This is a genomic window from Pseudomonas sp. P97.38, assembly GCF_001269745.1.
Classification (GTDB): Bacteria; Pseudomonadota; Gammaproteobacteria; order Pseudomonadales; family Pseudomonadaceae; genus Aquipseudomonas; species Aquipseudomonas chlororaphis_E.
Window position 1 is genome coordinate 482,127 of sequence record NZ_LHVJ01000024.1, and the last position, 26,730, is coordinate 508,856.

Sequence of the window (26,730 nt, forward strand, 5' to 3'; positions counted from 1 at the left end):
CGCCAACCTGTTGACCGCAAGCGCCAATCGTCATGCCTGAACCGACCTCACTCGCCAGCTGGACCCGCGCCCTGCGCAAACAGCTCGATGCGTTGGGCCTGGACAGCCATGCCTTGTGCCTGGAGGCCGGCCTCGACCCGCAATGGATGGACGACCCGAACGCCCGTTACCCGCTCTCGGCGACGACGCGTCTGTGGGCGTTGGCGGTACAGGCCAGTGGCGACCCGGCGATCGGCCTGCGCGTGTCGCGCTTCGTCAGCCCCACCACGTTTCACGCCCTGGGTTATGCCCTGGTCGCCAGCGGCAGCCTGCGGGAAGTGTTCGAGCGGATCGTGCGCTATCACCCGGTGGTCAGCGACGCCCTGACCCTGCAATTGAGCCGCGGCGAAGACCGCTACCGCTTCAGCCTCGATGTGCCAGCGTGCAATCCGGCGCCGGCCTACGAAGCCATCGACGCGTTCGTCGCGATCTATGTGCGCACCTGCCGCAACCGACTGGGCCGCGACTACGCACCGCTGGCGGTGTACCTGCGGCGCCCGGAACCGGCAGACCCCGGCCCCTGGCACAAGGTCTTGCGTTGCCCCGTGCACTTCGCCGCCGCCCAGGATTGCCTGGAGTTCGACCTCAATGATTTCGACAGCCACCTGGACGACGCCAATCCGGAGCTGGCCGAACACAACGAAGCGGTGCTTGAACGCACCCTTGCCCAGCTCAAGCCACTGACGTGGGAGCGCAAGGTGCGTGCGGCCATCGAGGCCCAGTTGCCCGAAGGCGAACCCAGCGCCGAACGCATCGCCCAAGCCATGCACCTGAGCCTGCGCAGCCTGCAACGGCACCTGGCCGACGAAGGCTGCCGCTTCGACGCGCTGCTCAACGAATGCCGCGAAAACCTGGCGCTGCTGCACCTGCGCGACCCGCATTGCTCGCTGAGCGAAGTCAGCTACCTGCTCGGCTTTGCCGACACCAGCAGCTTCAGCCGAGCATTCAAACGCTGGACCGGGATGACGCCCGGGCAGTTTCGAGAGGGGTTGCGCTAGCGTTTGCGGCGATTGATCTGGCCCCTTCGCGGGCAAGCCCGCTCCCACATGAGATTTTTGCCAGGCACAGATCCCCCTGTGGAAGCGGGCTTGCTCGCGAAGGGGCCAGGCCCGTCAACAGACAGAGCGGCGTTCAAGGCGCCGTCAGCGCCCGCAACCGTTCGATGTCGAGGATTTCGATCTCGCCATAACCGAGGTGAAGAATGCCCTGGACCTGCAGGTCCTTGAGGATCTGGTTGGTGGTCTGGCGCGACAGCGAGAGCATCAGCGCCAGTTGTTCCTGGGGCAGTTGCAGGACCCGGCGGGCCGGTTCGATTTCGCCGTAGCCTTCGGCGATCAGCAGCAGGCGATGGGCCACGCGGGCCGGGGCGGGCATCAGGCTCAGGTGTTCGAGGTTGATGAAAGTCAGGCGCAACTTGTGGCTCATCAGCAGTGCCAGGTGCCGCCAATACATCGGTTGTGCCTGCAGGAACGCCAACAATGGCGCCTGAGGCAAATGCAGCAGCGTACAGTGCCCGACACCGACCGCGTCGTGGGTGCGTGGCTGACCGTCGAACAGGCAGATCTCGCCGAACCAATGGGGCGCCTCTATAACGCTCAGCAGCGCTTCCTTGCCTTGCTCGCTCACCGAACCGACCCGCACCGCGCCTTCCAGCACGGCGTACAACCCGCAGGGCGGGTCGCCGCGCCGGAACAACGCATGCCCCGCCGGCACGCGGCGCACCCGCGACATGTCCAGCAGGCTATGCTGCAACTCGACGGGCAGATGGCTGTACCAGTGGCCGGCCATCAGGTGCGAGTGCCAGGGATGCGAATTCATGGAGACTCCGGGACAAGTGTCGGCTAGCTGACAGAACACCGCGTCGAACCTGGGCATCATGCAGGCATCACCTCAGGAGGAACAACAATGAAAAGCCTCGTCGATCATCTCAGTCAATACGCCGCCTACCACCGCGACCCGCGCAACATCGCCAGCCATTTCATTGGCATTCCGCTGATCTTCGTCGCCGTGGCCGTGCTCCTGTCGCGGCCAGGCTGGCCAGTGGGTGCGGTCCTGGTCTCGCCGGCGCTGCTGGTGGCCATCGCCAGTGCCTGGTTCTACCTGCGCCTGGAACTGCGCCTGGGGGTGCTGATGACCGTGCTGCTGGGCCTGGCGGTATGGTTCGGCCAATTCCTGGCCGCCCAGAGCACCTCGGTCTGGTTGGCCAGTGGCCTGGGAATGTTCGTGGTGGGCTGGGTGATCCAGTTCGTCGGCCATTACTACGAGGGCCGCAAACCGGCGTTCGTCGATGACCTCACCGGGCTGATCGTCGGGCCGTTGTTCGTGGTCGCGGAGGCAGGGTTCCTGCTGGGGTTGAGGCACGACCTGAAACACGCCATCGAGAAACGTGCCGGACCGGTGGCCGTGCGTCAGCAACGTTCGGCCGCCTGAGGCCCAACCCCTAGCGCTGGCCGAGGCCAGGCTCGGGGTCGCGAGGTACAAGGCCTGCGCGCGAGGGTCGATGGGCCGACGGCAGGTCCCAGCGGCCGAGCGTTACCTCGCTGTAATCCCTGGGACGGGCCTGAGCAATTTTCCAGGCCCAGCTCTGGATGTACGCCTGGTCGGACACCACCGTCGAATCGGTCGGCTGGTGGAGCCCGGCAGCATAAGGCTGGTACCAGACGCCCAGCAGCCACAACTTCATGATCGAACGCGCGGCCTGTGCGGGTCGGGTGACGGCCGGGCGCGATCCGTTCATCAACACGGCCTGGGCAATCTGACCCGCCGGCCGGTGTTCGGCCGCCATCCGGGCGTACTGCGTCAACAGGGTGTCGAGCACTTCGGGCGTGACGCGTGGGGTGATGAACTCGAGGAAGATACGCGGCAGGCCCATCGGGTCGATCGCCGGCGCCAATCGCTCGCAGGGAATACCGGTCAGGGCCGATGACAGGCCGATGAAGTTATCCAGGTCACTGTTCATGCTTTCTCTCCTTGGCATCAAGACACCAGGAGATAACACCGGCCCGTCATTGGACCTTTACAACGCCTCCTGGCCCATCAGAGTCTAGGTAGGGAGACGCCTGGAGGTAGAACCGATCGGCGCAAGACTGCGCGCGGTTATTCAGATTTGAATGGGGTGAAGGTGAAGTCGTCTTCGCGAGCAAGCTCGCGCTCACAGAAGGAACTGTGGTGACGGCGCAATGAGCGGCCACCTCAGGTCCATCGTGGGAGCGAGCTTGCTCGCCAAGCGCTTAAAGGCTGGCGACTTTCTGCCAGACCTTCGGCTTGAAGAACAACGTCTCGCCCTTCGCCAGGCCCACCAGGCTGTCGTGGTCCTTGACCACTTCGGCTTCGATCAGCTCGCTCTGGCCTTCCACCTTCAAGGTCACCCGCGTGGTGGCGCCCAGTGGCCGGATATCGCGCACCTCGGCGGCGTGATGGTCTTCCAGTTCCGAGCGCGACAGCGAGACCTCATGGGGGCGGAACAGCACGTGCTGGTCCTCGCCCAGGTGCAGGCGGTTCGAATCCCCGAGGAAGTGATAGACGAAATCGCTGGCCGGGTTCTCGTAGACATCGCCTGGCGAACCGATCTGCTCGATCACGCCCTTGTTCATCACCACGATCCGATCGGCGACCTCCATGGCCTCTTCCTGGTCGTGGGTCACGAACACCGACGTCAGGTTGATGTCCTCGTGCAACCGCGCCAGCCAGCGGCGCAGCTCCTTGCGAACCTTGGCGTCGAGGGCGCCAAAGGGCTCGTCGAGCAACAGCACCTTGGGTTCCACCGCCAGGGCGCGGGCCAGGGCAATGCGCTGGCGCTGCCCGCCCGACAGCTGCTCGGGGTAGCGGTCGGCGAGCCAATCCAGTTGCACCATGTTCAGCAACTCATGGACCTTGGTTGCGATCTGGCTTTCCGTTGGGCGCTGACCCTTGGCTTTCATGCGCAGGCCGAAGGCGACGTTGTCGAACACCGTCATGTGGCGGAACAAGGCGTAGTGCTGGAACACGAAACCGACATTGCGATCACGCACGTCGTGGCCGGAAACATCCTCGCCGTGGAACACGATATTGCCCTGGTCCGGGGTCTCGAGGCCGGCGATGATCCGCAGCAGCGTGGTCTTGCCACAACCCGACGGGCCCAACAGTGCCACCAGCTCACCGCTCTGGATGTCCAGGCTGATGTCGTCCAGTGCCCTGAACGCGTTGAAATTCTTGCTGACGTTACGAACTTCGATCGACATGACTTATTCCTCCGCGGCGCTGGCGCGCAGGCGGTTGATTCGGTTTTCGCTCCACTGCTTGAGCAGCAGGATGAAGAGCGCCAGGATCAGCAACAGGCTCGCCACGGCGAACGCGGCCACGTGGTTGTATTCGTTGTAGAGGATCTCGACGTGCAACGGCAGGGTGTTGGTCACCCCGCGAATGTGCCCGGACACCACCGACACCGCACCGAACTCGCCCATGGCCCGGGCGGTACACAGCACCACGCCATAGATCAGCCCCCACTTAATGTTCGGCACGGTGACATGCCAGAACATCTGCCAGCCATTGGCGCCCAGCAGGCGCGCGGCTTCCTCTTCCTGGGTGCCCTGTTCCTGCATCAACGGGATCAGTTCCCGGGCCACGAACGGCACCGTGACGAAGATGGTCGCCAGGACAATGCCCGGCAGCGCGAACACGATCTGGATGTCGTGATCCGACAGCCACGGTCCGAACAGGCCCTGGGCGCCGAACATCAACACATAGACCAGGCCGGCGATCACCGGCGACACCGAGAACGGCAGATCGATCAGCGTCACCAGCATGCTTTTGCCACGGAACGAATACTTGCTCACGCACCACGCGGCGCTGACGCCGAACACCAGGTTCAGCGGCACCGAGATCAGCACGGCGATCACCGTGAGCTTCAACGCCGACAGTGCGTCGGGTTCGAAGATCGCCGTGAAGAACGCCCCCAGCCCGAGCTTCAGGCCCTGGGACACCACGATGAACAGGGGCAACAGCAGGAACAGTGCAAAAATCAGCCAGCCAAGGCCAATCAGGATTCGCCGCGAGCTCGCGCTGCCGCGACGGGCCGCATTGGTGGAAGCGGCGGCAATGGACGATTGGGACATGTTCGCGCCTCCTTATGGGGTTTCGATGCGCCGCTGCAGCAAGTTGATCAGCAGCAACAGGACGAAGGAAACCACCAGCATCAGCACACCGATGGACGTGGCGCCGGTGTAGTCATACTGGTCGAGCTTGACCATGATCAACAGCGGCAGGATCTCGGTTTTCATGGGCATGTTGCCGGCGATGAAAATCACCGAGCCGTACTCGCCGACGCCACGGGCAAACGCCAGCGCGAAGCCGGTCAACCAGGCTGGCAGCAACGCCGGGACGAGGATGTGGCGAAACACCTGCCACGGCTTGGCCCCCAGGCACGCGGCGGCTTCTTCGACTTCACGGGGAATATCGGCGAGCACCGGCTGCACCGTGCGCACCACGAACGGCAACGTCACGAAGGTCAGCGCCAGGGTGATGCCCAACGGGGTGTAGGCGATCTTGAAACCCAGGTCGGTGGCGAACTGGCCAACCAGGCCGGTCGGCGCGTACAACGCCGTCAAGGCGATACCGGCCACGGCGGTGGGCAGAGCGAAGGGCAGGTCGATCATCGCGTCGATGATCTTGCGACCGGGGAAGGTGTACCGCACCAGCACCCAGGCCAGCAACGTCCCGATCACCCCGTTGATGATCGCGGCGTACAGCGCGGTGCCAAAGCTGAGCTTCAGGGCCGCCAGCACTCGCGGCGCCGAAATGATCGCCCAGAACTGTTCCCAGGTGAGCTGGGCGGCATGCACGAACATGGCCGCCAGGGGTATAAGCACAATCAGACTGAGGTACACCAGGGTGTAGCCCAGCGTCAGCCCGAAGCCGGGTATGACGGGTGAGATGCGACGCGACATAGAAGTCCTTGGTTGATTGTGGCAAGGGAGCAACTGTGGCGAGGGAGCTTGCTCCCGCTGGGCTACGAAGTAGCCCCAGAATCCTGGGAGCGCTTCGCACTCCAGCGGGAGCAAGCTCCCTCGCCACAGCAAGCACCCTTGCCACGATGAATCAAAATTACGACCTGAATCGGAGCAGCTTACTGCGCCTGATAGATCTGGTCGAACACGCCGCCATCGTTGAAGAATTTCGGCTGGGCGCTTTTCCAGCCGCCGAAGTCCTTGTCGATGGTCACCAGCTCCAGTTTCGGGAACTGCTGGGCGTACTTGGCGGCCACGTCCTTGTCACGCGGACGGTAGAAGTTCTTCGCGGCGATTTCCTGTCCAGCCGGGCTGTACAGGTGCTTGAGGTAGGCTTCGGCGATCTCGGCGTTGCCCTTCTTCTCGGCATTCTTGTCCACCACCGCCACCGGCGGTTCGGCCAGGATCGACAGCGACGGCACGACGATGTCGAACTTGTCGGCGCCACCGTCTTCCTTCAGCGCCAGGAACGCCTCGTTTTCCCAGGCCAGCAACACGTCGCCCTGACCGTTGTTAACGAACGTAATGGTCGAGCCACGGGCACCGGTGTCGAGGATCGGCACGTGCTTGAACAGCGTTTGCACATACGCCTTGGCCTTGGCTTCGTCACCGCCGTTGGCTTTCAGGCCATAGGCCCAGGCGGCCAGGAAGTTCCAGCGAGCACCGCCGGACGTCTTCGGGTTCGGCGTGATGACCGACACGTCGTCCTTGATCAAATCGCCCCAATCCTTGATGCCCTTGGGGTTGCCCTTGCGCACCAGGAACACGATGGTCGAGGTGTAGGGGGTGCTGGCGTCCGGCAGGCGCTTCTGCCAATCCACCGGCAAGGTTTTACCCAGTTTGGCGATTTCATCGATGTCACCGGCCAACGCCAGGGTCACCACGTCGGCACGCAGACCGTCGATCACCGCCCGGCCCTGCTTGCCCGAGCCGCCATGGGACTGCTGGATCTTCACACTGTCGCCTGGGTGCGACTGCTTCCAGAAATTCGTGAATTCGGCGTTGTAGTCCTGATACAGCTCGCGGGTCGGGTCGTAGGACACGTTGAGCAGTTCGTAATCCTTGGCAACCGCGGAACCTGCAAAAACAGCACTGGCCAGGGCGGCCAAGGCATAACGGCGAATCGACGACATGGTGAAAGCTCCTGGAATTCTGGTTTCTTATGGCTTCAAGAATCAAACGGCCCTGAAAAATCCCCGCCCTGTGGGAGCAAGGCTTGCTCCCACAGCCCCAACGGTTCTTCAGCCCGGTTTATGGCTCGGCTGCTGCAAGCGGAATTTTTCCTTTCGCTCGATCTGGACCACCTGGGCGTTGTGCACGGTGATTTCCACCGCGCCGAAACGCAGATCGCGCAAGGCGCTCTGGATTTCACGCAAGATGGTTGCTTCGTCCTGGCCGTCAACGCTACGTAGGGATGCGCTCATGCTGCTGCTCCTTGAATGAATGCCTGGCAGTGGGCGGCACTGCTTGCGGCGTGGGAGCAATACTAGATAAAGCCAGATATTCTTAAAAAGACTATTTAAGAATTTTTATATAACCAAAATAACATTCGATCGGTGCCGGTCTCCGTCGATGCGAGCCTGCTCGCGAAAACCGCGGCGCAGCCGGCTTTTCATCAGTGCAGCCCATCGCGAGCAGGCTCATTTCCACGACGGTTTGCCATCAGGTAATTGCAGGGGCGTGCGCCCAGTCCAGTTGCGGCGCCGGCACCGGCCGTCCAAACCAGTAGCCCTGCCCCAGCTCGCAGGCCTGTTCGAGCAGGAAAGCCGCCTGCTCGCGCTGCTCGATGCCCTCGGCGTGCACCTGCATGCCCATGCTGCGGGCGAGGGCCACGATTACGCGGACGATCGCCACGTCGTCCTCGTCCCACGGCAGCCCGGCGACAAAACCCTGGTCGATCTTGAGCTTCTGCACCGGCAGGCGCTTGAGGCGCAGCAGCGACGAATAGCCGGTGCCGAAATCATCGATGGCCAGCCGCACGCCCAATTCCCGCAGGCGGTGCATCTGCTCCAGCGCCACTTCCGGGTCTTCCATCACCGCGCTTTCGGTCACCTCCAGCTCCAGGCACGCCGGGTCCAGCCCCGTGTCATGCAACACCCGGGCGACTTCGTCGTACAGCTCGCGATGAGCGAACAGCCGGCTCGAAACGTTGACCGCGACGAACTCCAGCACCACGCCAGCCTGTTGCCAGCGGCACATCTGTCGACAAGCCTGGTCCATGACCCAGGCATCGATCCGGGCGATCAAACCGGTACGTTCGGCGATGGGAATGAACTCGGCAGGCGAGACCAGCCCACGGGAGGGGTGCTGCCAACGCACCAACGCCTCGACCCCGACCAAACGGCTGCTCGCCAGGTCGTGTACCGGCTGGTAATAGACGCGCAACTCTTGCTGCTCAAGGGCGCGGCGCAGTTCGAAAGCGATTTCGACCCGCTGCTGGGCGTGGGCCGTGAGCTCTTCGGTGTACAGGGCGTAGCCGTCACGCCCGGCGCTCTTGGCCTTGAACAGCGCCGAATCCGCGTTGCGCAGCAATTGCCCGGCGCTGCGGGCGTCGCTGGGAAACAGGCTGATGCCCACGCTCGCATTGATGAACAAGGCGTGGTCGTCGAACCGCAGCGGCTCTTTCAAAGCGTCGAGGATCCGGCGCGCCAGTACCGCCGCCTGGCCGGGTTGCGAGCAGTTTTCCACCAGGACCGCGAACTCGTCACCGCCCAACCGAGCCAGGGTCACGCCCGGCGCGAACAGCCCGCGAAACCGTTCGGCCACGCGCTTGAGCAACTCATCGCCGACGTTGTGGCCCAGGCTGTCGTTGATGTTCTTGAAATGATCCAGGTCCACCAGTAACAGGGCGCAGCCGCGCTTGTGAAGCTGCGCCGAGGCCAGGGCCTGCTCCGTGCGATCGGAAAACAGCAAGCGGTTGGGCAAGCCGGTCAGCGGGTCGTGATGGGCCAGGTGCGCCAGTTCGTGTTCGGAATCCTTGATCGCACTGATGTCCGAAAACACCGCGACGTAATGGCTGACCTTGGCGTCATCGTCGCGAATCACGCGGATCGTCTGCCATTGCGGGTAGATCTCGCCGCTTTTGCGCCGATTCCAGATCTCGCCACTCCATTCGCCCACCTCTGCCAGGGCGGTGAACATGGCGCGGTAGAAATCCGCACCATGGCGGCCGGACTTGAACAGATTTGGACGCTGCCCCAAGACCTCGTCCTCCTCGTAACCGGTGATCGCCATGAAGGCGCGGTTCACGTGCACGATCAGGCCGTTACGGTCCGTCACCAGCACCCCTTCGCGGGTGCAGTCGAAGACCGCCGCGGCCTGGCGCAGGCGCTCGCGGTCGGCGCTTTGCCCGGTTTTTGCAAAACAGCGCGCAATGCGCACCCGCGCCAGGAAGATCAGCCCGGCGCTGACCAGCACCCAGGCGTAACCGTTGATCAGGAGCCAGTGCTGCTTGTCGACGAATTTATCGAAGAAACTGCTCAATAAATAACCAACGAGCTGCAACCAGATGACTGAAAACAGGAGATAAAGCAGCGCCGTACGCAAGGCACCGCGTTGATGGGCAGTCATTCGGTCGTCCATGTCCCTACAGAGAGGCGGGAATTATAGAGGAAGAAACATCCTGCCACTCTTATCTGAAAGGCCGACTGGTTTTATCTGTGGGGCCGGTGATAATGCAACGGCTGTTTCTATCTTTATCGAGGGCCCTACAGCCTATGTGGTACGAAGGTTTTCTTGGCTTGTCAGCCTGGTCGCTGGTGGCAGTCACCCTGCTGATGACCCATGTCACGATCATTGCCGTCACGGTCTACCTGCACCGTTATTCGGCGCATCGCTCCCTGGAGCTGAACGTCGGCCTCAAGCATTTCTTCCGTTTCTGGCTGTGGCTGACCACGGCCCAGAACACCCGCGAGTGGACCGCCATCCACCGCAAGCACCACGCCAAGTGCGAAACCGTCGATGACCCCCACAGCCCGGTCATCAAGGGCTTGTCCACCGTTCTGCGCAAGGGCGCCGAGCTGTACCGCGCCGAAGCCGAGAACCCGGAAACCCTGCGCATCTACGGCAAGAACTGCCCGGACGACTGGATCGAGCGCAATCTCTACAGCCGCTTCCCGCTGCTGGGTGTCGCGATCATGGGCGTCATCGACCTGCTGCTGTTCGGCACCATCGGCATCACCATCTGGGCCATCCAGATGATGTGGATTCCGGTCTGGGCCGCCGGCGTGGTCAACGGCCTGGGCCACGCCGTGGGCTACCGCAACTTCGAATGCCGCGACGCGGCGACCAACCTGGTGCCCTGGGGCATCCTGATCGGCGGCGAAGAGCTGCACAACAACCACCACACCTACCCCAACTCGGCCAAGCTGTCGGTTCGCAAATGGGAGTTCGACCTGGGCTGGGCCTGGATCCAGGTCTTCAGTTTCCTGCGCCTGGCCAAGGTCCAGCGTGTCGCGCCGATCGCCCACCGGGTCGAGGGCAAGGGGCACCTGGACATGGACACGGCCATGGCGATCCTCAATAACCGCTTCCAGATCATGGCGCAGTACCGTCGCCTGGTCATCGCGCCGCTGGTCAAGCAGGAGCTGGAAAAGGTCGATCATTCCGTGCGCCACCAGTTCCACCGGGCCAAGCGCCTGCTGTCGCGGGAAACCAGCCTGCTGGACGACCGCCATCACCTGCGCATCCAGAACATGCTCGAACACAGCCAGGCGTTGAAGGTGATCTACGAGAAACGCCTGGCCCTGCAACAGATCTGGATCAAGACCAGCAGCAACGGCCACGACATGCTCGCCGCCATCAAGGATTGGGTCCACGAAGCCGAGGCCAGCGGCATCCAGTCCCTGCGCGACTTTGCCGACCAGCTCAAGACCTATTCGCTGCGGCCTGCCACGGCCTGACATTCCTCATACCAGGGTCGTAAAGAAGCTTTTTTGTGGCGAGGGAGCTTGCTCCCGCTGGGCTGCGCAGCAGCCCCTTTCTTGTGAGCGCTTCGCACTCAAGCGGGAGCAAGCTCCCTCGCCACAGGTTTCACCCATGGCCGCTCATGACTGACCTGAATCTGCCCCCGCCCTTCGTCGCCTGAAAAGGAACTTCGACCACAATCCCCTATCTCAAAGAGCACTTCGCCATCCAGGCGGGCTTTGGAGAAAGCGCGTGCGAACCTTCAGCAGTGCACGCTCTTTGAGATTTGTGCCGATGGTCGACAAGAACCTACAGGATTCATCCCTACCTCACTGGCCCGAGGCGGCCCAGACGCTCATGGCGCTGATGCACGCCCAGGGTGAAGTGGCGCGCTTGAGCGAACGTGAGCAGTTGTTCAGTTCGCTGTTGGTGAGCGTCAATGCCGTGCTCTGGGCGTTCAATTGGGAAACCCGGCAAGTGCTGTACGTCAGCCCGGCCTACGAACGGATCTTCGGCCGCCCAGCCGGCCTGGTCCTGGCCGATTTCAACGAATGGCGCGACGCGATCTATCCCGACGACCTGGAATACGCCGAGCGAAGCCTGGCCGAAGTCCTGGTCAAGGGCGCCGTCGAGGACCGTGAATACCGGATCATCGCCGGCGATGGCCAAATCCGCTGGTTGAGCGACAAATGCTTCATCAATCGCCAGGCCGAACCGGGGCAACCGGTGATCGTGGTCGGCATCGCCGAAGACATCACTGAAAAGAAGTTGCTGGAAAGTGAGCTGCAGCGCCTGGCGACCACCGATGTGCTGACCCAGAGCAGCAATCGCCGGCACTTCTTCGAATGTGCCCACCGCGAGTTCGAGCAGGCCCGGCTCCAGGGAATCCCCATGGCGTTCCTGCTACTGGACATCGATGACTTCAAGGTGATCAACGATACCTACGGCCACCAGGAAGGCGACACGGTGCTGCAGCGAATCGCCGAGAGCGGTCGTTCTGTGCTGCGCCGTGGCGATCTGTTCGGCCGGATCGGCGGTGAAGAGTTCGCCGCCGTGTTCCCCGGCTGCGCCCCGGACATGGCGTTGCAGGTGGCCGAGCGGTTGCAACGGGAAATCCAGCGCCTGACGTTCCGCAGCGGCGAGCAGAGCTTCGGCATCACCGTCAGCCAGGGCCTGACCAGCATCACGGCCGAAGACCAGAGCCTCGACAGCCTGTTCGCCCGTGCCGACGCCGCCATGTACGAAGCCAAGCACCAGGGCAAGAACCGCATCATCGCCGCCTGACCCTGTGGGAGCGAGCCGGCAGGCTACTTTTTGCGCAAGCGCGTCAGCTCCGGCAAGCCGACCTTCAGCAAACGCGCCGTGCGCCCCCGTGCCAGTTCCTCAAGCCCTTCGTGCGCGGGCAGGCGGGCCATTTGCGCGGCCATGTTCATCACCAGCGCCTCGCGCGAATACACCCCGCCTCCCAATCCGTAGACCGCTGCGATCAACTCGCGCAATTCCAACGGCAGGCGCCAGCGGGTCCGCAGCGCCGAGCCAAAGCCGGCACCGAACCGTTCCAAGCAATCCCCCACTTCCTCCGGCTCGTCCAGCTCGCCGCCAGCCTGCTTCCATTCCTCCAGGCAACGCAGCACCGCCAGGTCACCCAAGCGATGCAAGAGCCCGGCGCAATAGCAGCGCTCCTGCTCCAAATCCAGCAATCGCGCGATCGTCCGGGCGTATTCGGCCGTGTACAGCGACAGTTGCCAGTAGCGCTCGGCGTAATGCGCCAGGCCGGGAACGCTGAGCCGGGCGCAACGCTTGAGGGTCAAGCCGAGGATCAGGTTCATGCTCGGGCCGCTGCCCAGCTGGTACAGCGCCTGGGCCACGGTCTGCACCGGGCCGCCACTCTGATGCTGGGCCGCGCTGTTGGCCGCCGCGATCAGCGCGGCGGTGATCTGCGGGTCCGTGCGGATCTCTTCTTCCAACTGTTTCAGGTCCAACCCCTTGGGATTGAGGCTGCGCTTGACCGCCACTTGCACGTCGGTCATCAATGGCGCGCCTTGGGACTGGTCCCGGCGACGCTCGAGAAAGGCAGCCAGGGTCAGGCCCGGTTCCAGGGTGGGCGCGGCGTCCGCCGCTTCAGGGCCGCCCAGCAGCAATCCCTGCAAACGCTGGATCAGGTTTTCCCGGTTCAGGGGTTTGCTCAGGTAGGCCGTCGGTGCCAGCGGCAAGACCTCACGCACACTGGCGCTGTCATTGCGCCGACTCATCAGGATGAACGGCAGCACGGGCGTACGGGGTTGCTGGCGAAGGCCGCGCAAGAGGCTCAGGCCATCGACACCCGGCAACTCCCAGTCGGCTACCACCAGGTCGTAAGGATTGCGCCCCAGCAGCTCCAACGCCTCCCGGCCATCGCTACAGCTGTCCACCTGAGCGTCACAGCGCACATGTGACAACACCTCCTCCAACAACTCCCGGGAGGCCGGATCAGCCTCGGCAATCAACACTCGCGGTACAGCGGGTAACACCACAGCAGTCATTGCGCATCTCCCTTGCCATACTTTCACCTTAGCCAATGACAGCCGTTCCAGACAGCTCAAAAGCGGCCACACCGTTTGGCGGGCATGAAAAAACCCGCCGAAGCGGGTTTTTTGTGAATCAAGCCACAATCAGAGTTCGCGCAAGCACTCTTCGATGATTGCCAGGCCTTTGTCCAGTTGCTCATCCGGCGAGGTCAGCGGCACCAGCACACGCAGGACGTTGCCGTAGGTGCCGCAGGACAGCAGGATCAGGCCCTTGTCCCGCGCCTTGGCCACGACCTGGGCCACAGCCGCGGCGTTCGGCTTGTGGGAATCGCCGTCCTCGAACAGCTCCACAGCGATCATCGCCCCCAGTGCACGCACTTCACCGATGACCGGGTATTTCTTCTGCATTGCCTTGAGGCTAGTCACCAGGCGCTCGCCCACGGCCTTGCAGCGGTCCAGCAGGTGTTCTTCTTCGAACACTTGCATCACCGCCAGCGCCGCCGCACAGGCGATCGGGCTACCGGCATAGGTACCGCCCAGGCCGCCCGGAGCGATGGCGTCCATGTACTCGGCCTTGCCGCAAACGCCGGCCAGTGGGAAGCCGCCAGCAATGGACTTGGCGAACGTGGTCAGGTCAGCCGCAACGCCCATCTGCTCCATGGCGAAGAAGGTGCCGGTACGGCCGGCGCCGGTCTGCACTTCGTCAGCAATCAGCAGGATGCCGTGCTGGTCGCACAGGGCGCGCAGGCGCTTCATGAACTCCTTCGGCGCGACATAGAAACCACCCTCGCCCTGCACCGGCTCGATGATGATTGCAGCGATGTCACGCGGCTCGGCGTCGTTCTTGAAGATGCGCTCGATGCTGGCGATGGAATCGTCGATGCTCACGCCGTGCAGTTCGTTCGGGTACAACGCGCGGAAAATGCCGCCAGGCATCAGGCCCATGCCGGCCGAATACGGTACAACCTTGCCGGTCAGGCCCAGGGTCATCATGGTACGGCCGTGGTAAGCGCCGGTGAAGGCGATCACGCCGGCACGGCCGGTGGCGGCGCGGGCGATCTTCACGGCGTTCTCCACCGCTTCGGAACCGGTGGTTACCAACAGGGTTTTCTTGGCGAAATCGCCGGGCACCTTGGCGTTGATTTTTTCGCACAGTTCCACGTACGGCTCGTAGGCCAGGACCTGGAAGCAGGTGTGGGTCAGCTTGTTCAGCTGGTCGGTCACGGCGGCGATGATTTTCGGGTGCACGTGGCCGGTGTTGAGCACGGCGATACCACCGGCGAAGTCGATGAATTCACGGCCTTCAACGTCGGTTACCGTGGCGTTCTTCGCCGATTCAGCGAAGATCGGGTGGATCTGGCCGACGCCACGTGGAACGGCAGCGGTACGACGGGCCATCAGGTCAGCGTTAGTCTTGCTCATTACAGTCCTCATTCGCCGCTCATCGGTCGGCGTAGTCCAAGGAATACATGGCGGGGAGGCAACTGCGACAGCATGCGATGATCGACTGCCGCAGCGTTCCGGCCACAAGAAACAGAACAGGTGGAACACGCAAAGGACAGCGCTCTCGTGCCCTTTGCGCTTGCAGCAGGATCAGATACCCAGGCAGAGGTATTTGATTTCCAGGTAATCCTCGATGCCGTACTTGGAGCCTTCACGGCCCAGGCCCGAAGCCTTGATGCCGCCGAACGGCGCGACTTCGTTGGAAATCAACCCGGTGTTGACGCCGACCATGCCGTATTCCAGGGCCTCGGCCACGCGGAACACACGGCCCAGGTCACGGGCATAGAAGTACGAGGCCAGGCCGAACTCGGTGTCGTTGGACATCGCGATCACTTCGGCTTCGTCTTTGAAGCGGAACAGCGGTGCCAGCGGGCCGAAGGTCTCTTCCTTGGCCACGGCAGCGGTTTTCGGGACGTTGGTCAGGATGGTCGGCTCGAAGAAGTTGCCTTCCATCGCCTTGCCACCGGCCAGTACGGTCGCGCCTTTGCCGACGGCATCGGCGATGTGCTCCTGGACCTTGGCGACGGCTTTCTCGTCGATCAACGGACCGGTGGTGGTGCCGTCTTCCAGACCGTTGCCGATCTTGAGCTTGGCCACCGCGGCCTTGAGTTTCTCGGCGAACGCGTCGTACACCGAATCCTGAATGTACAGGCGGTTGGCGCAGACGCAGGTCTGGCCGTTGTTGCGGTACTTGGAAATGATCGCGCCCTCGACGGCCTTATCCAGGTCCGCGTCGTCGAACACGATGAACGGCGCGTTGCCGCCCAGCTCCAGGGAGACTTTCTTGATGTCCTGGGCGCATTCGGCCATCAGTTGGCGACCGATCTCGGTCGAACCGGTGAAGGACAGTTTGCGCACGATCGGGTTGCTGGTCAGCTCGCCGCCGATGTCGCCGGCACTGCCGGTGACCACGCTCAGCACGCCTTGCGGAATGCCGGCACGGTGCGCCAGCTCCACCAGGGCCAGGGCCGAGAACGGGGTTTGCGAAGCCGGCTTGATGACCATGGTGCAGCCGGCGGCCAGAGCTGGGCCGGCCTTGCGGGTGATCATCGCCGCCGGGAAGTTCCACGGGGTAATGGCCGCGGTCACGCCGATCGGCTGCTTGATCACGATCAGGCGCTTGTCGGGCTGGTGGCCAGGAATCACGTCACCGTAGATGCGCTTGGCCTCTTCGGCGAACCACTCGATGAAGGACGCGGCATAGACGATCTCACCCTTGGCTTCGGCCAGGGGCTTGCCCTGCTCCAGGGTCATCAGGCGACCCAGGTCGTCCTGGTTTTCGATCAGCAATTCGTACCAGCGGCGCAGCTTGTTGGCGCGCTCCTTGGCGGTCAGCGCACGCCAGGCCGGCAGCGCCTTGTCGGCGGCTTCGATCGCGCGGCGGGTTTCGGCAGCGCCCATTTTCGGCACCGTGCCCAGCACTTCGCCCGTTGCCGGGTTGGTGACCTTGATCGTCTGACCATTGTCCGCATCGACCCAAGCGCCATCGATAAAGGCTTGCTGGCGGAACAACTGGGTGTCTTTAAGCTGCATGTCGGCTTTCCTTAACAGCACCGCGCGCACGCGGAGCGAATTAGAGTTGTAGAAAGGCGCCTTATGGGCTGCCGTCAGGGAAATCATCCACCGGGCTGAAGCACAGAAATAACGCACATAAGCATAGACGTGCGGTTCAGCACCCAGACAAGAGCGTTTGAAATCTCAAACGAATCCTAGGGCCGATAGGGGGAGAGGACAATAGGCTGTTCGAAAAAAAGAACGAAAAACCGCCATTTGTCCGTTTTTTCTGATCAGCGTAGCCGACGCCCGCCCAGCCTTGGGAAAACAACGGCAAATCAGCAGCATGGACGCCCGCCCAGCATATGAGTATCATGGCGCCCGCGCTGCACCAGTAGCTCAGCTGGATAGAGTACTGCCCTCCGAAGGCAGGGGTCGTGGGTTCGAATCCCGCCTGGTGCGCCATACAGATGATCAAAAGCCCCACGTCGCAAGACGTGGGGCTTTTTTTTGTGGGCGTTTGGGTCACTCAACGCTTTTGCAACGCCTCCAGCCGGGCCGGCAAGTCTTCCTTGGGGAAGCGCTTGTGCAGCGCCAGCAGCTTTTCATCCGCCGCCTTGGTGTCTCCTGCCCGACGCAAGCGCAGTATTTCCTGCAGGCCTTGTTCCAGGGACGCTGGGGCAACGGCCGCGGACTTGCTCATCCGGGCCTTGGGCTCGTCCGCCAGGGACTGCACAGGGCTCGCCGGCGCTGGTGCCAGGGCCATTTCGGCCTGGGGGGCGGTGCGGGCCATCGGCGCGGGGGCCGGCTTCGCGGGCGCGGCGGCCACGACGGGGGCCTGGCTTGCGGACTCGTCCAGCGAGGCCGGCGCGGCCAGTTCTTGCTGGGGTACCGGCGAGCGCAGCACCAGGCCGATCATCAGCGCGACACCTGCCACCGTGGCGAACGCCATCTGCCAGCGCGGTCGTTGGCAGGCCAGCCACCATCGCTTCCACAAACCTGGCCGTGGCTGAGGGGCTTCGCGTTGGGCAGCGGCCAGGATGAAGGCATCCATGGACGTCGGCGGCTCGCCGCGGGTGTATTGGCGGAAATGCTCGATCAGCGCTTCGTCGGCGGGATCCGGGGTCTGTCGGGAATCGATCATGCGGGTACCTCCTCGGCCAGCAGTCGCTGCAACTTCTGCTGGGCGTAACGCAAACGGCTCTTTACCGTTTCCAACGGGACGCCGGTCAGGGCGGCGATCTGCGGCAATTCAAGGTCGCCATGCAGGCGCAACAGGAAGACCTCACGCTGGTCCTCGGGCAAGGCTTGCAAGGCGGCCTCCAGACGCGCGTGGTCGCGACTCAGGCTCAACTGTCGCTCGGGGCTGGCGGTGTCGTCGGGTTGGACGTGTAGCTGTTCGTCGTAGCTGTCATGCAGTGGATTATGAACGCCATGCTTGCGCCAGTGGTCGATCAGGCGATTACGGGCAATCTGGAACAACCAGGTTCGAAAGCTCGCCCGGCCTTGTGGCTGGGTCGCGCTGCGAATCAGGCTCAGCCAGGTGTCCTGGAACACTTCCTCGGCCAGCTCGGCCTTGTTGCTCAAGGACACGAGGAAACGGTAAAGCCCCTGCCGATGCCGCGCATACAGGATCTCAAAACTGGCGCCATCACCGTTGCGGTAGCGGGTCAGCAACGATTCGTCGCTGACTGAGTCAATCGGGGTGGGCATTTGGGCGGCGGACTCCTTCCAATTGAAATGCGATCCTGCAAACAACTCCGATCCATTGTGGAAGCCGGGCAAGCCCGGCTTCCACAGGTTGATCCCATGACTCTTCAGGAGCCGCGCTTGACCTCGGGCTTGAGGCTCTGGGCGAGCTCGACCAGTTGCACGAACTCGGCGCGCAACCCGAACGGGTCGTCACCGCGGGCAGCGCGGGCCAGTTGCGCGGTGTCCTTCAAGCTCATCGACCCAGTGTAGCGCCCATCTCCCTTGAGCTGCTGCGCAAACGCCGCCACGGCCGCCGCGAACCGCAGGTCATCGCTGGCCTTGTCTTCGGCCTGCGCGCTGGCGATCGGGTGCTCGATCAGCCGGCTGCTGCCGCCTTCAGCGGGCTTGTAGCGCACACGCAGCATCGCCATTTCCCCGGACGTGCCTTCCTTCTTTGCCTGCGGGTTGGCATAGCGCAGCGGTTCCAACCAGCCCTTCTCGCCCTTGGGCACGATTTCGTAGAGCGCCGTGACCGTATGCCCGGCACCGATCTCACCGGCATCGACCTTGTCGTTGTTGAAATCCTCACGCTTGAGCGCCCGGTTCTCATAGCCCAGCAAGCGGTATTCGCTGACCTGGGCGGGGTTGAACTCCACCTGCAACTTCACGTCCCGGGCCACCACGGCCAGGGTCGAGCTGAGCTGGTCCACCAACACCTTGCGCGCTTCGAGCAGGTTATCGATGTAGGCGTAGTTACCATCCCCCGCATCCGCCAGTTGCTCCATCAGGTGCTCGTTGTAGTTGTCCACGCCGAAACCCAGGGTGGTGAGGGAAATGCCGCTCTTGCGCTGGTCCACAGCCATCTGCTTGAGGCTGTCGAAGTCGCTGATGCCGACGTTGAAGTCGCCGTCGGTGGCCAGCAGGATGCGATTGATGCCGTTGTCGATGAAGCTCTCCCGCGCCATCTGGTAGGCCAGCTCGATGCCCGAGGCTCCGGCGGTCGCACCACCGGCGTTCAATTGATCGATGGCGTTGCGGAGGGTGGCCTTTTCACGTCCAGACGTGGGCTTGAGCACCACTCGGGATTCGCCGGCATACACCACCAGAGAGACCCGGTCCTGGTCGCGCAGTTGATCCACCAGCAGCTTCAGCGTGCTCTTGACCAGCGGCAGGCCTTCGCGGCGGTCCATGGAGCCGGAAACATCCACCAGGAACACCAGGTTGGCCGGCGCCAGGTCAGCCACGGCGCGGTCGGATGCCTTGATGCCAATGCGCAGCAGCCGGGTGTGCGGGTTCCACGGCGACGGAGCCACTTCGGTGGTCACGCCAAAAGGCGAACCATCGGTGGGCAGCGCGTAGGTGTAGGGAAAGTAGTTGACCATTTCCTCCAGCCGCACCGCCCCTTCCGGCGGCAGGCTGCCCTGGTTGAGGAAACGGCGCACATTGGCGTAGCTGCCGGTGTCGACATCCACGCTGAAGGTCGAGACCGGCGTTTCGGCGACGCTGTGGATCGGGTTGTCCGGCAGTTTTTCATACTGTTCGCGCGGCTCGCTGCGGTAGTCCGGGGCCATTGCATCACTCGCCACCATCGGCGAAGGCATCGGGGCTGGCGCGATCCTGTACTTGGCCACGGAGGGCTGCACGGCGGCCGCCTCGCGTTGCAGCTCAGGCTTGTCGGCCACGGAGGCGGGGCCGGCGGTCTCCCGTGACGACAACCCACAACCGGCCAGCGAAACCAATAAGGTCACGGCGAAGCCCTGGGCAGCAGGACGCAGGAAGGGGAATGGACGAGACATGGGCAGAACCTCGTGAGTGGATGATCCGTTCACAAGCTCAGACGAGGAGGATTTTCGGTTCGGGTTAAGGACGGCAAAATTTTTTTGTGGGGTGAAACAGCAGCGCCTGGTCACCCAGGATGTCCAGGCGCAAGACACGGCTAGCGAGAGGGAATGGCTTGCAGATCATCGACGATAAAGCGGCTCAACACGCCGGTATAGTAACCCTCCACATCGGAGTTCCCCTTGTTGGTCAGCGCGCCCAGCATGCTCTTCATGTTTTGCATTTGCCCCATCGCCCCGGCCGGCATCAGTCCCTCACGGGCCTGGGCAAAGTGCAACACCTCGGCGCCGTCCTTCTTCACTTTGACCTGATAGCTGAAATCAACGCTGGCAAGGTACGTACCGTCGGCAACGATCTTGTTCATGAAGCCGCCCTGGGTGTCCTGGATGCGGCGCGCGTAAACGGTGTTCACGTCCAGCAGATAGTCCGCTGTTTCCCGGCTGGAGGCATAGCGATGGGCATCGAGCAGGCGCAGGACCAGATCGCTGTTCAATTGCTCGCGAACGGTTTCGTCAGGCAGGAAGCGTTCATTCTTGCCGACGACTTCAACGTTGAAGGTGTCGATCCAGTAGGTGGCTGTCTTGGGGATCGCGACCGGCGCGGGAGAAATGTAGTAATCAGGCTTGGAGGCACAGCCCGCCAGGAAGCAGAGGGTCAGGAATGTGGCGAGAAAACGCATATCAGGATTCGTCCTTGAAGAGTGGATTGTAAACGCGGCGGATTCTACGGAGTCTGGAGGGCTTCTCAAGCTGGTTACCGGACTGTGTTGCCAAGACGCTCCTCCCCAGAGGCCAGGGCCCCGGTCGTCAGGGACCGAAGCTTTTCCTGGCACATGACCCACAACGGGGGATCCAATCATTCGACGCCAATTTCCACCACCGTTTTCCCTTGCCCGCGCCCTTCGGCCACTTGCGCAAACGCGTCATTGACCTGGCCCAGGCCAAACCGCGTGGATCGACCTTGATCCGCAGCTTCCCGGCCTCAACCAGCTTTGCCGCCTCCCGCAAGATCTGGCCATGGCGCTCGCGGCCTTTGCCGGTCAGCAAGGGCATCAAGGTGAAGACGCCGGAATAGCTCGCGCCACGAAACGACAATGGCGCCAGGCTGTGTTGTCCCCAGCCCAGGCAACTGAGGACGTGGCCGGTGTAGGTCTTCACCGCGTTGAACGACGCGTCCAGGGTCGAGCCGCCGACGGTGTCATACACGATGTCGAAGCCTTCGCCATCGGTGTGCAGGCGTACGTAGCTGGCAGTGTCCTCGGACCGGTAGTCAATGGCCGTCGCGCCCAGTTCGCGAATGAAATCCAGGCTGGCGATCGAGCCGGTGGCATACACCTGCGCACCTCGCGCCTTGGCAATCTGCACAGCCATTTGACCGACACCTCCCGCGCCACCATGGATCAGCACTTGCTGGCCGGCCCGGACGTTGGCCCGATCCACCAGCCCTTCCCAAGCCGTGATGAAGACCAGCGGCAGTGCCGCTGCTTCCCGCATGCTCAGTGAAGCGGGTTTGGGGGCGATCAGGCGAGCATCGACGACAATGTATTCGGCCAGGGCACCCTGGGCACCACCGATACCGCCCGCCATGCCGAAGACCTCCTGGCCGGGAATAAAGTCATCCACGCCCTCGCCCAGCTCCAGCACCGTCCCGGCCAGGTCAATTCCCAATACAGCGGGCAGCGGCTGACGAGCATGGGCACCACCGCCTGTCGCGATCTTGGTGTCCAGCGGATTGATTCCTACAGCTTGAACCTTGATCAGGACCTGTCCATTACCCGGAACAGGCCGGGGAATGAAGCGCACGGCCAGCGGCGCCTGGGCAACTTCGGCAATGGCAGCAGACATGGTGTTGTTCATGACGGGTAAACCTCCAATGAGTGGGTAGGTTTATAGTGCGAGCGCCGAAGCATTCCGATAAGTAAGCAATAATGGATAGGATTTATTCCTCATAAAGGCCAAATCCCATGGATCTGTTCGAGGCAATGCAGGTGTTCGTACGGGTGGTGGAACGCGGCTCGTTCTCGGCCGTCGCCAGGGAACTGAACCTGGGTCAACCGGCGGTGAGCAAGCAGATCCGCGGATTGGAGAAACATCTGGGTGGGGCGCTGTTTGCTCGCAGCACCCGCCATCTGGCGCTGACCGACCAAGGCCAGCGCTTCTATGCCCAAAGCAAGGACATCCTCGCCAGCCTGGACACTGCCCGGCTCAGTTTCGCCAGCGGACAGGAGCAGGTCGCCGGCCCGCTGCGCGTGGCGGCGCCGGTGAGTTTCGGACGGTTATGCATTGCACCTTTGATCGGTGACTTCCTGGCGCGTCATCCACAGGTTCGGATCGACCTGAGGCTGAGCGATCAACAGGAGGACGTGCTGAAGGAAAATATCGACGTGGCCATCCGTATCGGCCAGGTCAAACACGAAGGGCTGGTCGCCGTGAAGCTCGGCGAGAGCACGCGCCAGGTGTATGCCTCCCCCACCTATTTGCAACGGCACGGCACGCCACTCGAACCGTCCGACCTGAGCCGCCATAACTGTCTGGGGTTTACCCTGCTGGAGCATTATGACGTCTGGCAGTTCGACCACCTTGGCGAGCCCCATCACGTGACGATCAAGGGCAACGTCACCAGCAACAGCAGCGAAGCGATCCGGGAAATGGTGCTTGCCGGCTTAGGGCTTTCGCTTTCGCCACACTGGTTGTTCGCCGCCGACGTTCGCCAGGGAACCGTGACCAACGTGCTTACCCATTATCTGCCAATGGCATTGCCCATCCATGCCGTCTTCAGCCAGGATCGACGCCGCTCGGCACGCACCCGGGCTTTCGTGGACTTCTTGCGTGAACGCCTTTGAAGGCCGGTCACCCAACCTGCGCAGGCGCCTGGGCAAAACTAGGCATCACAGGCCAATGAAGGCTGCGCCGACGTCATGGGACGACGCGAGAAATACATCGCCGCCGCGACGCCCACCGCCCCCATCACCACGCTATACCCCACGCACACCCACGGGCTCCACGGCACCAGCGCAATCAGCAGCAACGGCGTCATGCTGGCCCACAACGCATAGGCGATGTTGTAGGTGAACGAAATACCGGACACACGGATGTTCGCCGGGAACAGGCTCACCATCACCGAAGGCACCGCACCGACCACGCCACAGCCCAGGCCGGCGATGGCGTACGCCAGGCCCAGCCAGGCGCTGCCGCTGATCAGGCTGGCGTAGAGCACGGCGATGCCCAGGGGCAGCAACAGGCTGTAGAGCATGACGGTGCGCCAGGCACCGATGCGGTCGACGATGAGCCCGGCCAGGACGCAGCCGATGTTCAGAAAGACGATGCCCAGGCTGCTCAGGGCGAAGGTGTGGCCGGGGGTCAGGCCGAAGCTTTTCTGCATTACGGTGGGGGTGATGACCACGAACACCACCACGGCGGACGTCAGCACGCAAGTCAGGATGACAGCGGGCAGCAAGGCCTGGCGGTGCTCGCGCAGGACCGTGCGCAACGGCAGTTCAGCCGCCCCTTCGCGATTGGCCTGCAACGCCATGAAGATCGGCGTTTCGCTCAGCCAGCGGCGCAGCCAGACGCCGATCACGCCAAAGAGGCCGCCCAGCAGGAACGGCAGGCGCCAGGCGTAATCGAGAATCTCCTGCGGTGTGTAGATCCGCGCCAGCGCGGTGGCCGTCAGGGCGCCCAGCAAGTAGCCGAACGTCAGCCCGGCCTGGAGGAAGCCCAGCGCGTAGCCGCGATGATGCAGCGGCGCGTGCTCGGCCACGAACACCCAGGCGCTGGGAACTTCGCCGCCCACCGCGGCGCCCTGCAGGATGCGCAACGCCAACAATAGCAACGGGGCGAAATAGCCGATTTGCGCGTAGGTCGGCATCACCCCGATGAGCAGGCAGGGCAAGGCCATCATCAGGATGCTCAGGCTGAACACCCGCTTGCGCCCCAGCCGATCAGCGAAGTGCGCCATGAGAATGCCGCCCAGAGGCCGGGCCAGGTAGCCGGTGGCAAAGATCCCGAAGCTTTGCAGCAAGCGCAGCCAATCGGGCATTTCCGGGGGAAAGAACAACTGGCTGAGGGTCAGGGCGAAGAACACGAAAATGATGAAGTCGTAGATTTCCAGCGCCCCGCCCAGGGCAGCGAGGCCTAGGGTCTTGTAGTCGGATCGGCTGAATCGCTCGCCTGGTAAATGAGTGTTGGCAGTCATGGGCAGATTTGAACAGTTGGGAAAGGGCGACGGCTCAGCTGTCGCGAGGGTCCACGGGTTGGGCCGGCGCGGCCACTTCGGCTTCGTCGGCCTCATCGGCGGGCAGGAAGTCCTTGCGGCTCTGGGCGATGGCCCGGCGTATTTCATCGCCCTTGGTAGGGCAGTTCTTGAGGCGGGCGATGCCGTCGGGTTTCTGCGTCATCGCCATCCTCCGGCATGAGTGAACATGGGCCTCGATAGTGCTCGCTTTTGGTCCGTGATGCCAATCTTGAGGTTCGGGGGGCCGCTCTGGCCCCTCCGATAAATTCCCTCGCACGGGCTGATCAGCGGTGGTAGCGCCGCACGACGCTGCTGTTGCGCAGGACATGGCCGTTGATTTTTTCCATCAACTGGGCGCGCGTCAGGCCCGTGGGCAAGGCATCCGGCGGCAAGTCCAGGGCGAAGAGCTGGATCAGGTAATGATGCGCGCTGTCACCAATGGGTGGGCACGGACCGATGTAGCCACGGGTGTTCTTGCTGTTGATGCCGCTCATGCCTTCCAGCGTGGCCTTGGTGCCGGCGCCGGCCGGAATCTGCCGCGTGGAGGCCTTGATGCCGTAATGGACCCAATGGTCGACGCCCTGGCCACGTTGACCGTCCGGGTCCAACATGACGATGGCATAGCTGAGGGTACCGGGCGGGCCGGCGTTCCAGCTCAGGGCCGGGGAAATGTTCTTTCCGCCACAGTTGTTGGCGTCACTGGCCGCGGCGGCGGTGAAGAGGCGGTCGTCCGACACACCGGGGATGTTGAGCGTGAAGCGCTCTTCGGCCTGGGCAACGCCTTGTGCGCACAGCACCAGGGCGACGGCCGCCAGCCAGGGAGTCAGGGAGTTCAATCGGGTCATACCGGGCACCTTATGCGGATCAGGCCATGGACGGCCTGCGAACTATAGCCGCAGCGCCCATCCGGTTGCAGTGACAATTACGCTGAACCTCGTTCAGATCCTGAGACTCCAACGGCAAATGCCTGCCGGAGAACGACCATGCCTATGCATCAAGTCGCCCGCTTCGCCGATGTGCGCGAAGACCGCGGCCTCGAAGTCAAACTCGGAGAAACATCCATCCTGCTGCTGCGCTCAGGCGATCAGGTGCGGGCTTTCCAGGGCAAATGCCCGCACGCCGGCGCACCGCTGGCCAAAGGTGCGGTGTGCCATGGAAGGCTGATCTGCCCTTGGCACAAGGCGGCGTTTCGCCTCGAAGACGGCGCCCTGTGCGAACCGCCGGCCCTCGACAGCCTGGCCCGTTATCACGTCGAGGTGCGCGGCGCCGATGTCTGGGTCGACGACCAACCGCTGCCGGCCGATAAAACTCCGCCCGCCGACGACCCTCGCACCTTCGTCATCATCGGCGCCGGTGCAGCCGGCACGGCAGGCGCGGCGGCGTTGCGGGAGAAGGGATTTGGCGGCCGAATCCTGTTGATCGACCGAGAGGCCGAAGCCAGCTACGACCGCACGGTACTGAGCAAGTACGTGTTGGCCGGCGACATGGCCGTCAACGAGACAGTGCCGCTGCGCGATGAAACTTACTTCACGCAGCAACGCATCGAACGGCTCCATGGCGAGGTCACCCATCTTGACCCCCATGCCCGACAGATCCAGCTCGCAGACGGCCGGCGCCTGGACTACGATGCCGCGCTCATTGCCACGGGCGGGGAGCCGAAGACCCCCGCGCTGCCCGGCATCGATCTGCCGCAGGTGTTCGTGCTGCGCTCGATCGCCCACGCCCGGCAGATTCTCGACACGGTCCGACCCGGGCAGCGAGCGGTGATCATCGGCGACAGTTTCATTGCCATGGAGGTCGCCTCCTCCCTGCGCAAACGCGAATTGGAGGTCACCGTCGTGGCCCGGCACCCGGTGCCCTTTGCCGCACAGTTGGGCGAAAGCGTCGGCAAGGCGATCCTCGCCCTGCACCAGGCCAATGGCGTGGTGTACCGCACCGACGGCGAAGCGGCCGGAATCGAGGGCGCGCACAAGGTCGAAGCCGTGGTCCTGGATAACGGCCAGCGTCTGGCCGCCGACCTGGTGATCATCGGCGTCGGCGTGCGCCCGGCCACCGAGCCGTTTGCCGACCTGCCACGGCAACCGGACCTGTCACTGAGCGTTGATGCGAGTATGCGGGTGGCGGATGGATTGTGGGCCGTCGGCGATATTGCGACCTTTCCCCTCAACGGTCAGCCCCAACGCATCGAGCATTGGCGGCTGGCCCAGCAACATGCGCGCATCGCCGCCGCGAACATGCTCGGTGGCGACGAGCATTACCTGGACGTGCCGTTCTTCTGGACCTATCACTTCGGCAAACGCTATGACTACCTCGGCCACGCCGAACACTGGGACGAGGTGGAATTCAAGGGCACGCCGGAACATCCCCCCTTCATCGCCCTGTTGGGCAAGAACGGCCTCGTGGCCGCCGTCGTGGCGTGCGACGAAGGCCGGGCCATGGCGGCATTGGCACAGCGCATGAAACAACCGTTGCCGGTGGACGAGGCCTGGCGACTGGTGCGGGATTTTTCGTCGTAGGCTTGCCCACATCTACCC

Annotated in this window: 24 protein-coding genes, 1 tRNA gene and 1 pseudogene; 7 read left to right on the forward strand and 19 right to left on the reverse strand. The window is 63.2% G+C overall.

The window, feature by feature from the left end; all coding sequences use genetic code 11:
- Window positions 1-32 precede the first annotated feature (32 nt).
- On the forward strand, window positions 33-1,037 hold the full coding sequence (locus tag AD664_RS20000) for an AraC family transcriptional regulator (RefSeq protein ID WP_042732003.1): 1,005 nt from the start codon (window positions 33-35) through the stop codon (window positions 1,035-1,037).
- Between the two features lie 133 nt (window positions 1,038-1,170).
- On the opposite strand, the gene AD664_RS20005 is transcribed toward AD664_RS20000, so the two are convergent.
- Window positions 1,171-1,857: a Crp/Fnr family transcriptional regulator gene (locus tag AD664_RS20005; RefSeq protein WP_042732004.1), complete on the reverse strand. Its 687-nt coding sequence runs from the start codon at window positions 1,855-1,857 to the stop codon at window positions 1,171-1,173.
- Between the two features lie 87 nt (window positions 1,858-1,944).
- Here AD664_RS20005 and AD664_RS20010 point away from each other — a divergent pair, with 87 nt between their 5' ends.
- A complete protein-coding gene (locus tag AD664_RS20010) occupies window positions 1,945-2,469 on the forward strand; it encodes a DUF962 domain-containing protein (protein WP_042732005.1) in 525 nt (174 codons plus the stop codon).
- 10 nt (window positions 2,470-2,479) lie between these two features.
- On the opposite strand, the gene AD664_RS20015 is transcribed toward AD664_RS20010, so the two are convergent.
- From AD664_RS20015 to dibA, 7 genes are all read right to left on the reverse strand, one after another.
- Window positions 2,480-2,998, reverse strand: a complete 519-nt coding sequence (locus AD664_RS20015) for a sorbitol dehydrogenase (RefSeq protein WP_256207113.1) — start codon at window positions 2,996-2,998, stop codon at window positions 2,480-2,482.
- A 271-nt stretch (window positions 2,999-3,269) separates the two neighbouring features.
- On the reverse strand, window positions 3,270-4,259 hold the full coding sequence (locus AD664_RS20020; protein ID WP_042732007.1) for a sulfate/molybdate ABC transporter ATP-binding protein: 990 nt from the start codon (window positions 4,257-4,259) through the stop codon (window positions 3,270-3,272).
- 3 nt (window positions 4,260-4,262) lie between these two features.
- Window positions 4,263-5,132 carry a sulfate ABC transporter permease subunit CysW gene (gene cysW, locus AD664_RS20025; protein WP_053148982.1) on the reverse strand — a complete coding sequence of 290 codons (870 nt, stop codon included), beginning with the start codon at window positions 5,130-5,132 and terminating at the stop codon, window positions 4,263-4,265.
- 12 nt (window positions 5,133-5,144) lie between these two features.
- Complete coding sequence (cysT, locus tag AD664_RS20030; protein WP_013692011.1) at window positions 5,145-5,963, reverse strand: sulfate ABC transporter permease subunit CysT; 819 nt, start codon at window positions 5,961-5,963, stop codon at window positions 5,145-5,147.
- A 179-nt stretch (window positions 5,964-6,142) separates the two neighbouring features.
- Window positions 6,143-7,156, reverse strand: coding sequence for a sulfate ABC transporter substrate-binding protein (locus AD664_RS20035; protein ID WP_042732573.1), 1,014 nt, complete (start codon window positions 7,154-7,156; stop codon window positions 6,143-6,145).
- A gap of 108 nt (window positions 7,157-7,264) precedes the next feature.
- Window positions 7,265-7,447, reverse strand: a complete 183-nt coding sequence (gene oscA / locus AD664_RS20040; RefSeq protein WP_042732574.1) for a sulfur starvation response protein OscA — start codon at window positions 7,445-7,447, stop codon at window positions 7,265-7,267.
- 238 nt (window positions 7,448-7,685) lie between these two features.
- Entirely contained in the window at window positions 7,686-9,593 is a 1,908-nt protein-coding gene (gene dibA / locus AD664_RS20045; protein ID WP_053148984.1) for a phosphodiesterase DibA, read from the reverse strand.
- Window positions 9,594-9,739: 146 nt separating this feature from the next.
- Between dibA and desA the strand changes: the two genes are divergently transcribed.
- On the forward strand, window positions 9,740-10,924 hold the full coding sequence (desA, locus tag AD664_RS20050; protein WP_053148986.1) for a delta-9 fatty acid desaturase DesA: 1,185 nt from the start codon (window positions 9,740-9,742) through the stop codon (window positions 10,922-10,924).
- A 298-nt stretch (window positions 10,925-11,222) separates the two neighbouring features.
- Window positions 11,223-12,212, forward strand: coding sequence for a sensor domain-containing diguanylate cyclase (locus AD664_RS20055; RefSeq protein ID WP_053148988.1), 990 nt, complete (start codon window positions 11,223-11,225; stop codon window positions 12,210-12,212).
- Between the two features lie 23 nt (window positions 12,213-12,235).
- Here the strand turns inward: AD664_RS20055 and AD664_RS20060 are convergent, their stop codons facing one another.
- The 3 genes from AD664_RS20060 to gabD all read right to left on the reverse strand — a co-directional run bounded on the left by AD664_RS20060 (window position 12,236) and on the right by gabD (window position 16,471).
- Window positions 12,236-13,450 (reverse strand): HDOD domain-containing protein, encoded by a 1,215-nt coding sequence (locus AD664_RS20060; RefSeq protein ID WP_053148990.1) that lies wholly within the window; start codon window positions 13,448-13,450, stop codon window positions 12,236-12,238.
- A gap of 129 nt (window positions 13,451-13,579) precedes the next feature.
- Entirely contained in the window at window positions 13,580-14,857 is a 1,278-nt protein-coding gene (gene gabT / locus AD664_RS20065; RefSeq protein WP_042731651.1) for a 4-aminobutyrate--2-oxoglutarate transaminase, read from the reverse strand.
- A gap of 171 nt (window positions 14,858-15,028) precedes the next feature.
- On the reverse strand, window positions 15,029-16,471 hold the full coding sequence (gene gabD / locus AD664_RS20070; protein WP_042731650.1) for an NADP-dependent succinate-semialdehyde dehydrogenase: 1,443 nt from the start codon (window positions 16,469-16,471) through the stop codon (window positions 15,029-15,031).
- Window positions 16,472-16,820: 349 nt separating this feature from the next.
- Between gabD and AD664_RS20075 the strand changes: the two genes are divergently transcribed.
- Window positions 16,821-16,897: transfer RNA gene (locus AD664_RS20075), tRNA-Arg, on the forward strand.
- Between the two features lie 64 nt (window positions 16,898-16,961).
- Here AD664_RS20075 and AD664_RS20080 read toward each other — a convergent pair.
- From AD664_RS20080 to AD664_RS20100, 5 genes and pseudogenes are all read right to left on the reverse strand, one after another.
- Entirely contained in the window at window positions 16,962-17,576 is a 615-nt protein-coding gene (locus AD664_RS20080) for a hypothetical protein (protein WP_053148992.1), read from the reverse strand.
- Window positions 17,573-18,145 (reverse strand): RNA polymerase sigma factor, encoded by a 573-nt coding sequence (locus AD664_RS20085; RefSeq protein ID WP_053148994.1) that lies wholly within the window; start codon window positions 18,143-18,145, stop codon window positions 17,573-17,575. Before AD664_RS20085 ends, AD664_RS20080 begins: the two co-directional genes overlap by 4 nt.
- A 104-nt stretch (window positions 18,146-18,249) precedes the next feature.
- Window positions 18,250-19,920, reverse strand: coding sequence for a VWA domain-containing protein (locus AD664_RS20090; RefSeq protein WP_053148996.1), 1,671 nt, complete (start codon window positions 19,918-19,920; stop codon window positions 18,250-18,252).
- 140 nt (window positions 19,921-20,060) lie between these two features.
- Window positions 20,061-20,642 (reverse strand): hypothetical protein, encoded by a 582-nt coding sequence (locus AD664_RS20095; protein ID WP_053148997.1) that lies wholly within the window; start codon window positions 20,640-20,642, stop codon window positions 20,061-20,063.
- A 176-nt stretch (window positions 20,643-20,818) separates the two neighbouring features.
- A pseudogene (locus tag AD664_RS20100) lies at window positions 20,819-21,819 on the reverse strand (zinc-dependent alcohol dehydrogenase family protein).
- 107 nt (window positions 21,820-21,926) lie between these two features.
- Here AD664_RS20100 and AD664_RS20105 point away from each other — a divergent pair.
- Complete coding sequence (locus AD664_RS20105; protein WP_053148999.1) at window positions 21,927-22,805, forward strand: LysR family transcriptional regulator; 879 nt, start codon at window positions 21,927-21,929, stop codon at window positions 22,803-22,805.
- Between the two features lie 38 nt (window positions 22,806-22,843).
- On the opposite strand, the gene AD664_RS20110 is transcribed toward AD664_RS20105, so the two are convergent.
- The 3 genes from AD664_RS20110 to AD664_RS20115 all read right to left on the reverse strand — a co-directional run bounded on the left by AD664_RS20110 (window position 22,844) and on the right by AD664_RS20115 (window position 25,041).
- Window positions 22,844-24,157, reverse strand: coding sequence for an MFS transporter (locus tag AD664_RS20110; RefSeq protein ID WP_053149047.1), 1,314 nt, complete (start codon window positions 24,155-24,157; stop codon window positions 22,844-22,846).
- 34 nt (window positions 24,158-24,191) lie between these two features.
- The gene (locus tag AD664_RS27695) at window positions 24,192-24,359 is read right to left on the reverse strand and encodes a hypothetical protein (protein ID WP_172679743.1); all 168 of its coding nucleotides are present in this window, start codon (window positions 24,357-24,359) and stop codon (window positions 24,192-24,194) included.
- A 121-nt stretch (window positions 24,360-24,480) separates the two neighbouring features.
- Window positions 24,481-25,041 carry a YbhB/YbcL family Raf kinase inhibitor-like protein gene (locus AD664_RS20115; RefSeq protein ID WP_053149050.1) on the reverse strand — a complete coding sequence of 187 codons (561 nt, stop codon included), beginning with the start codon at window positions 25,039-25,041 and terminating at the stop codon, window positions 24,481-24,483.
- A 138-nt stretch (window positions 25,042-25,179) separates the two neighbouring features.
- On the opposite strand from AD664_RS20115, the gene AD664_RS20120 reads away from it, so the two are divergent.
- Window positions 25,180-26,712 (forward strand): FAD-dependent oxidoreductase, encoded by a 1,533-nt coding sequence (locus tag AD664_RS20120; RefSeq protein WP_053149053.1) that lies wholly within the window; start codon window positions 25,180-25,182, stop codon window positions 26,710-26,712.
- Window positions 26,713-26,730 lie beyond the last annotated feature (18 nt).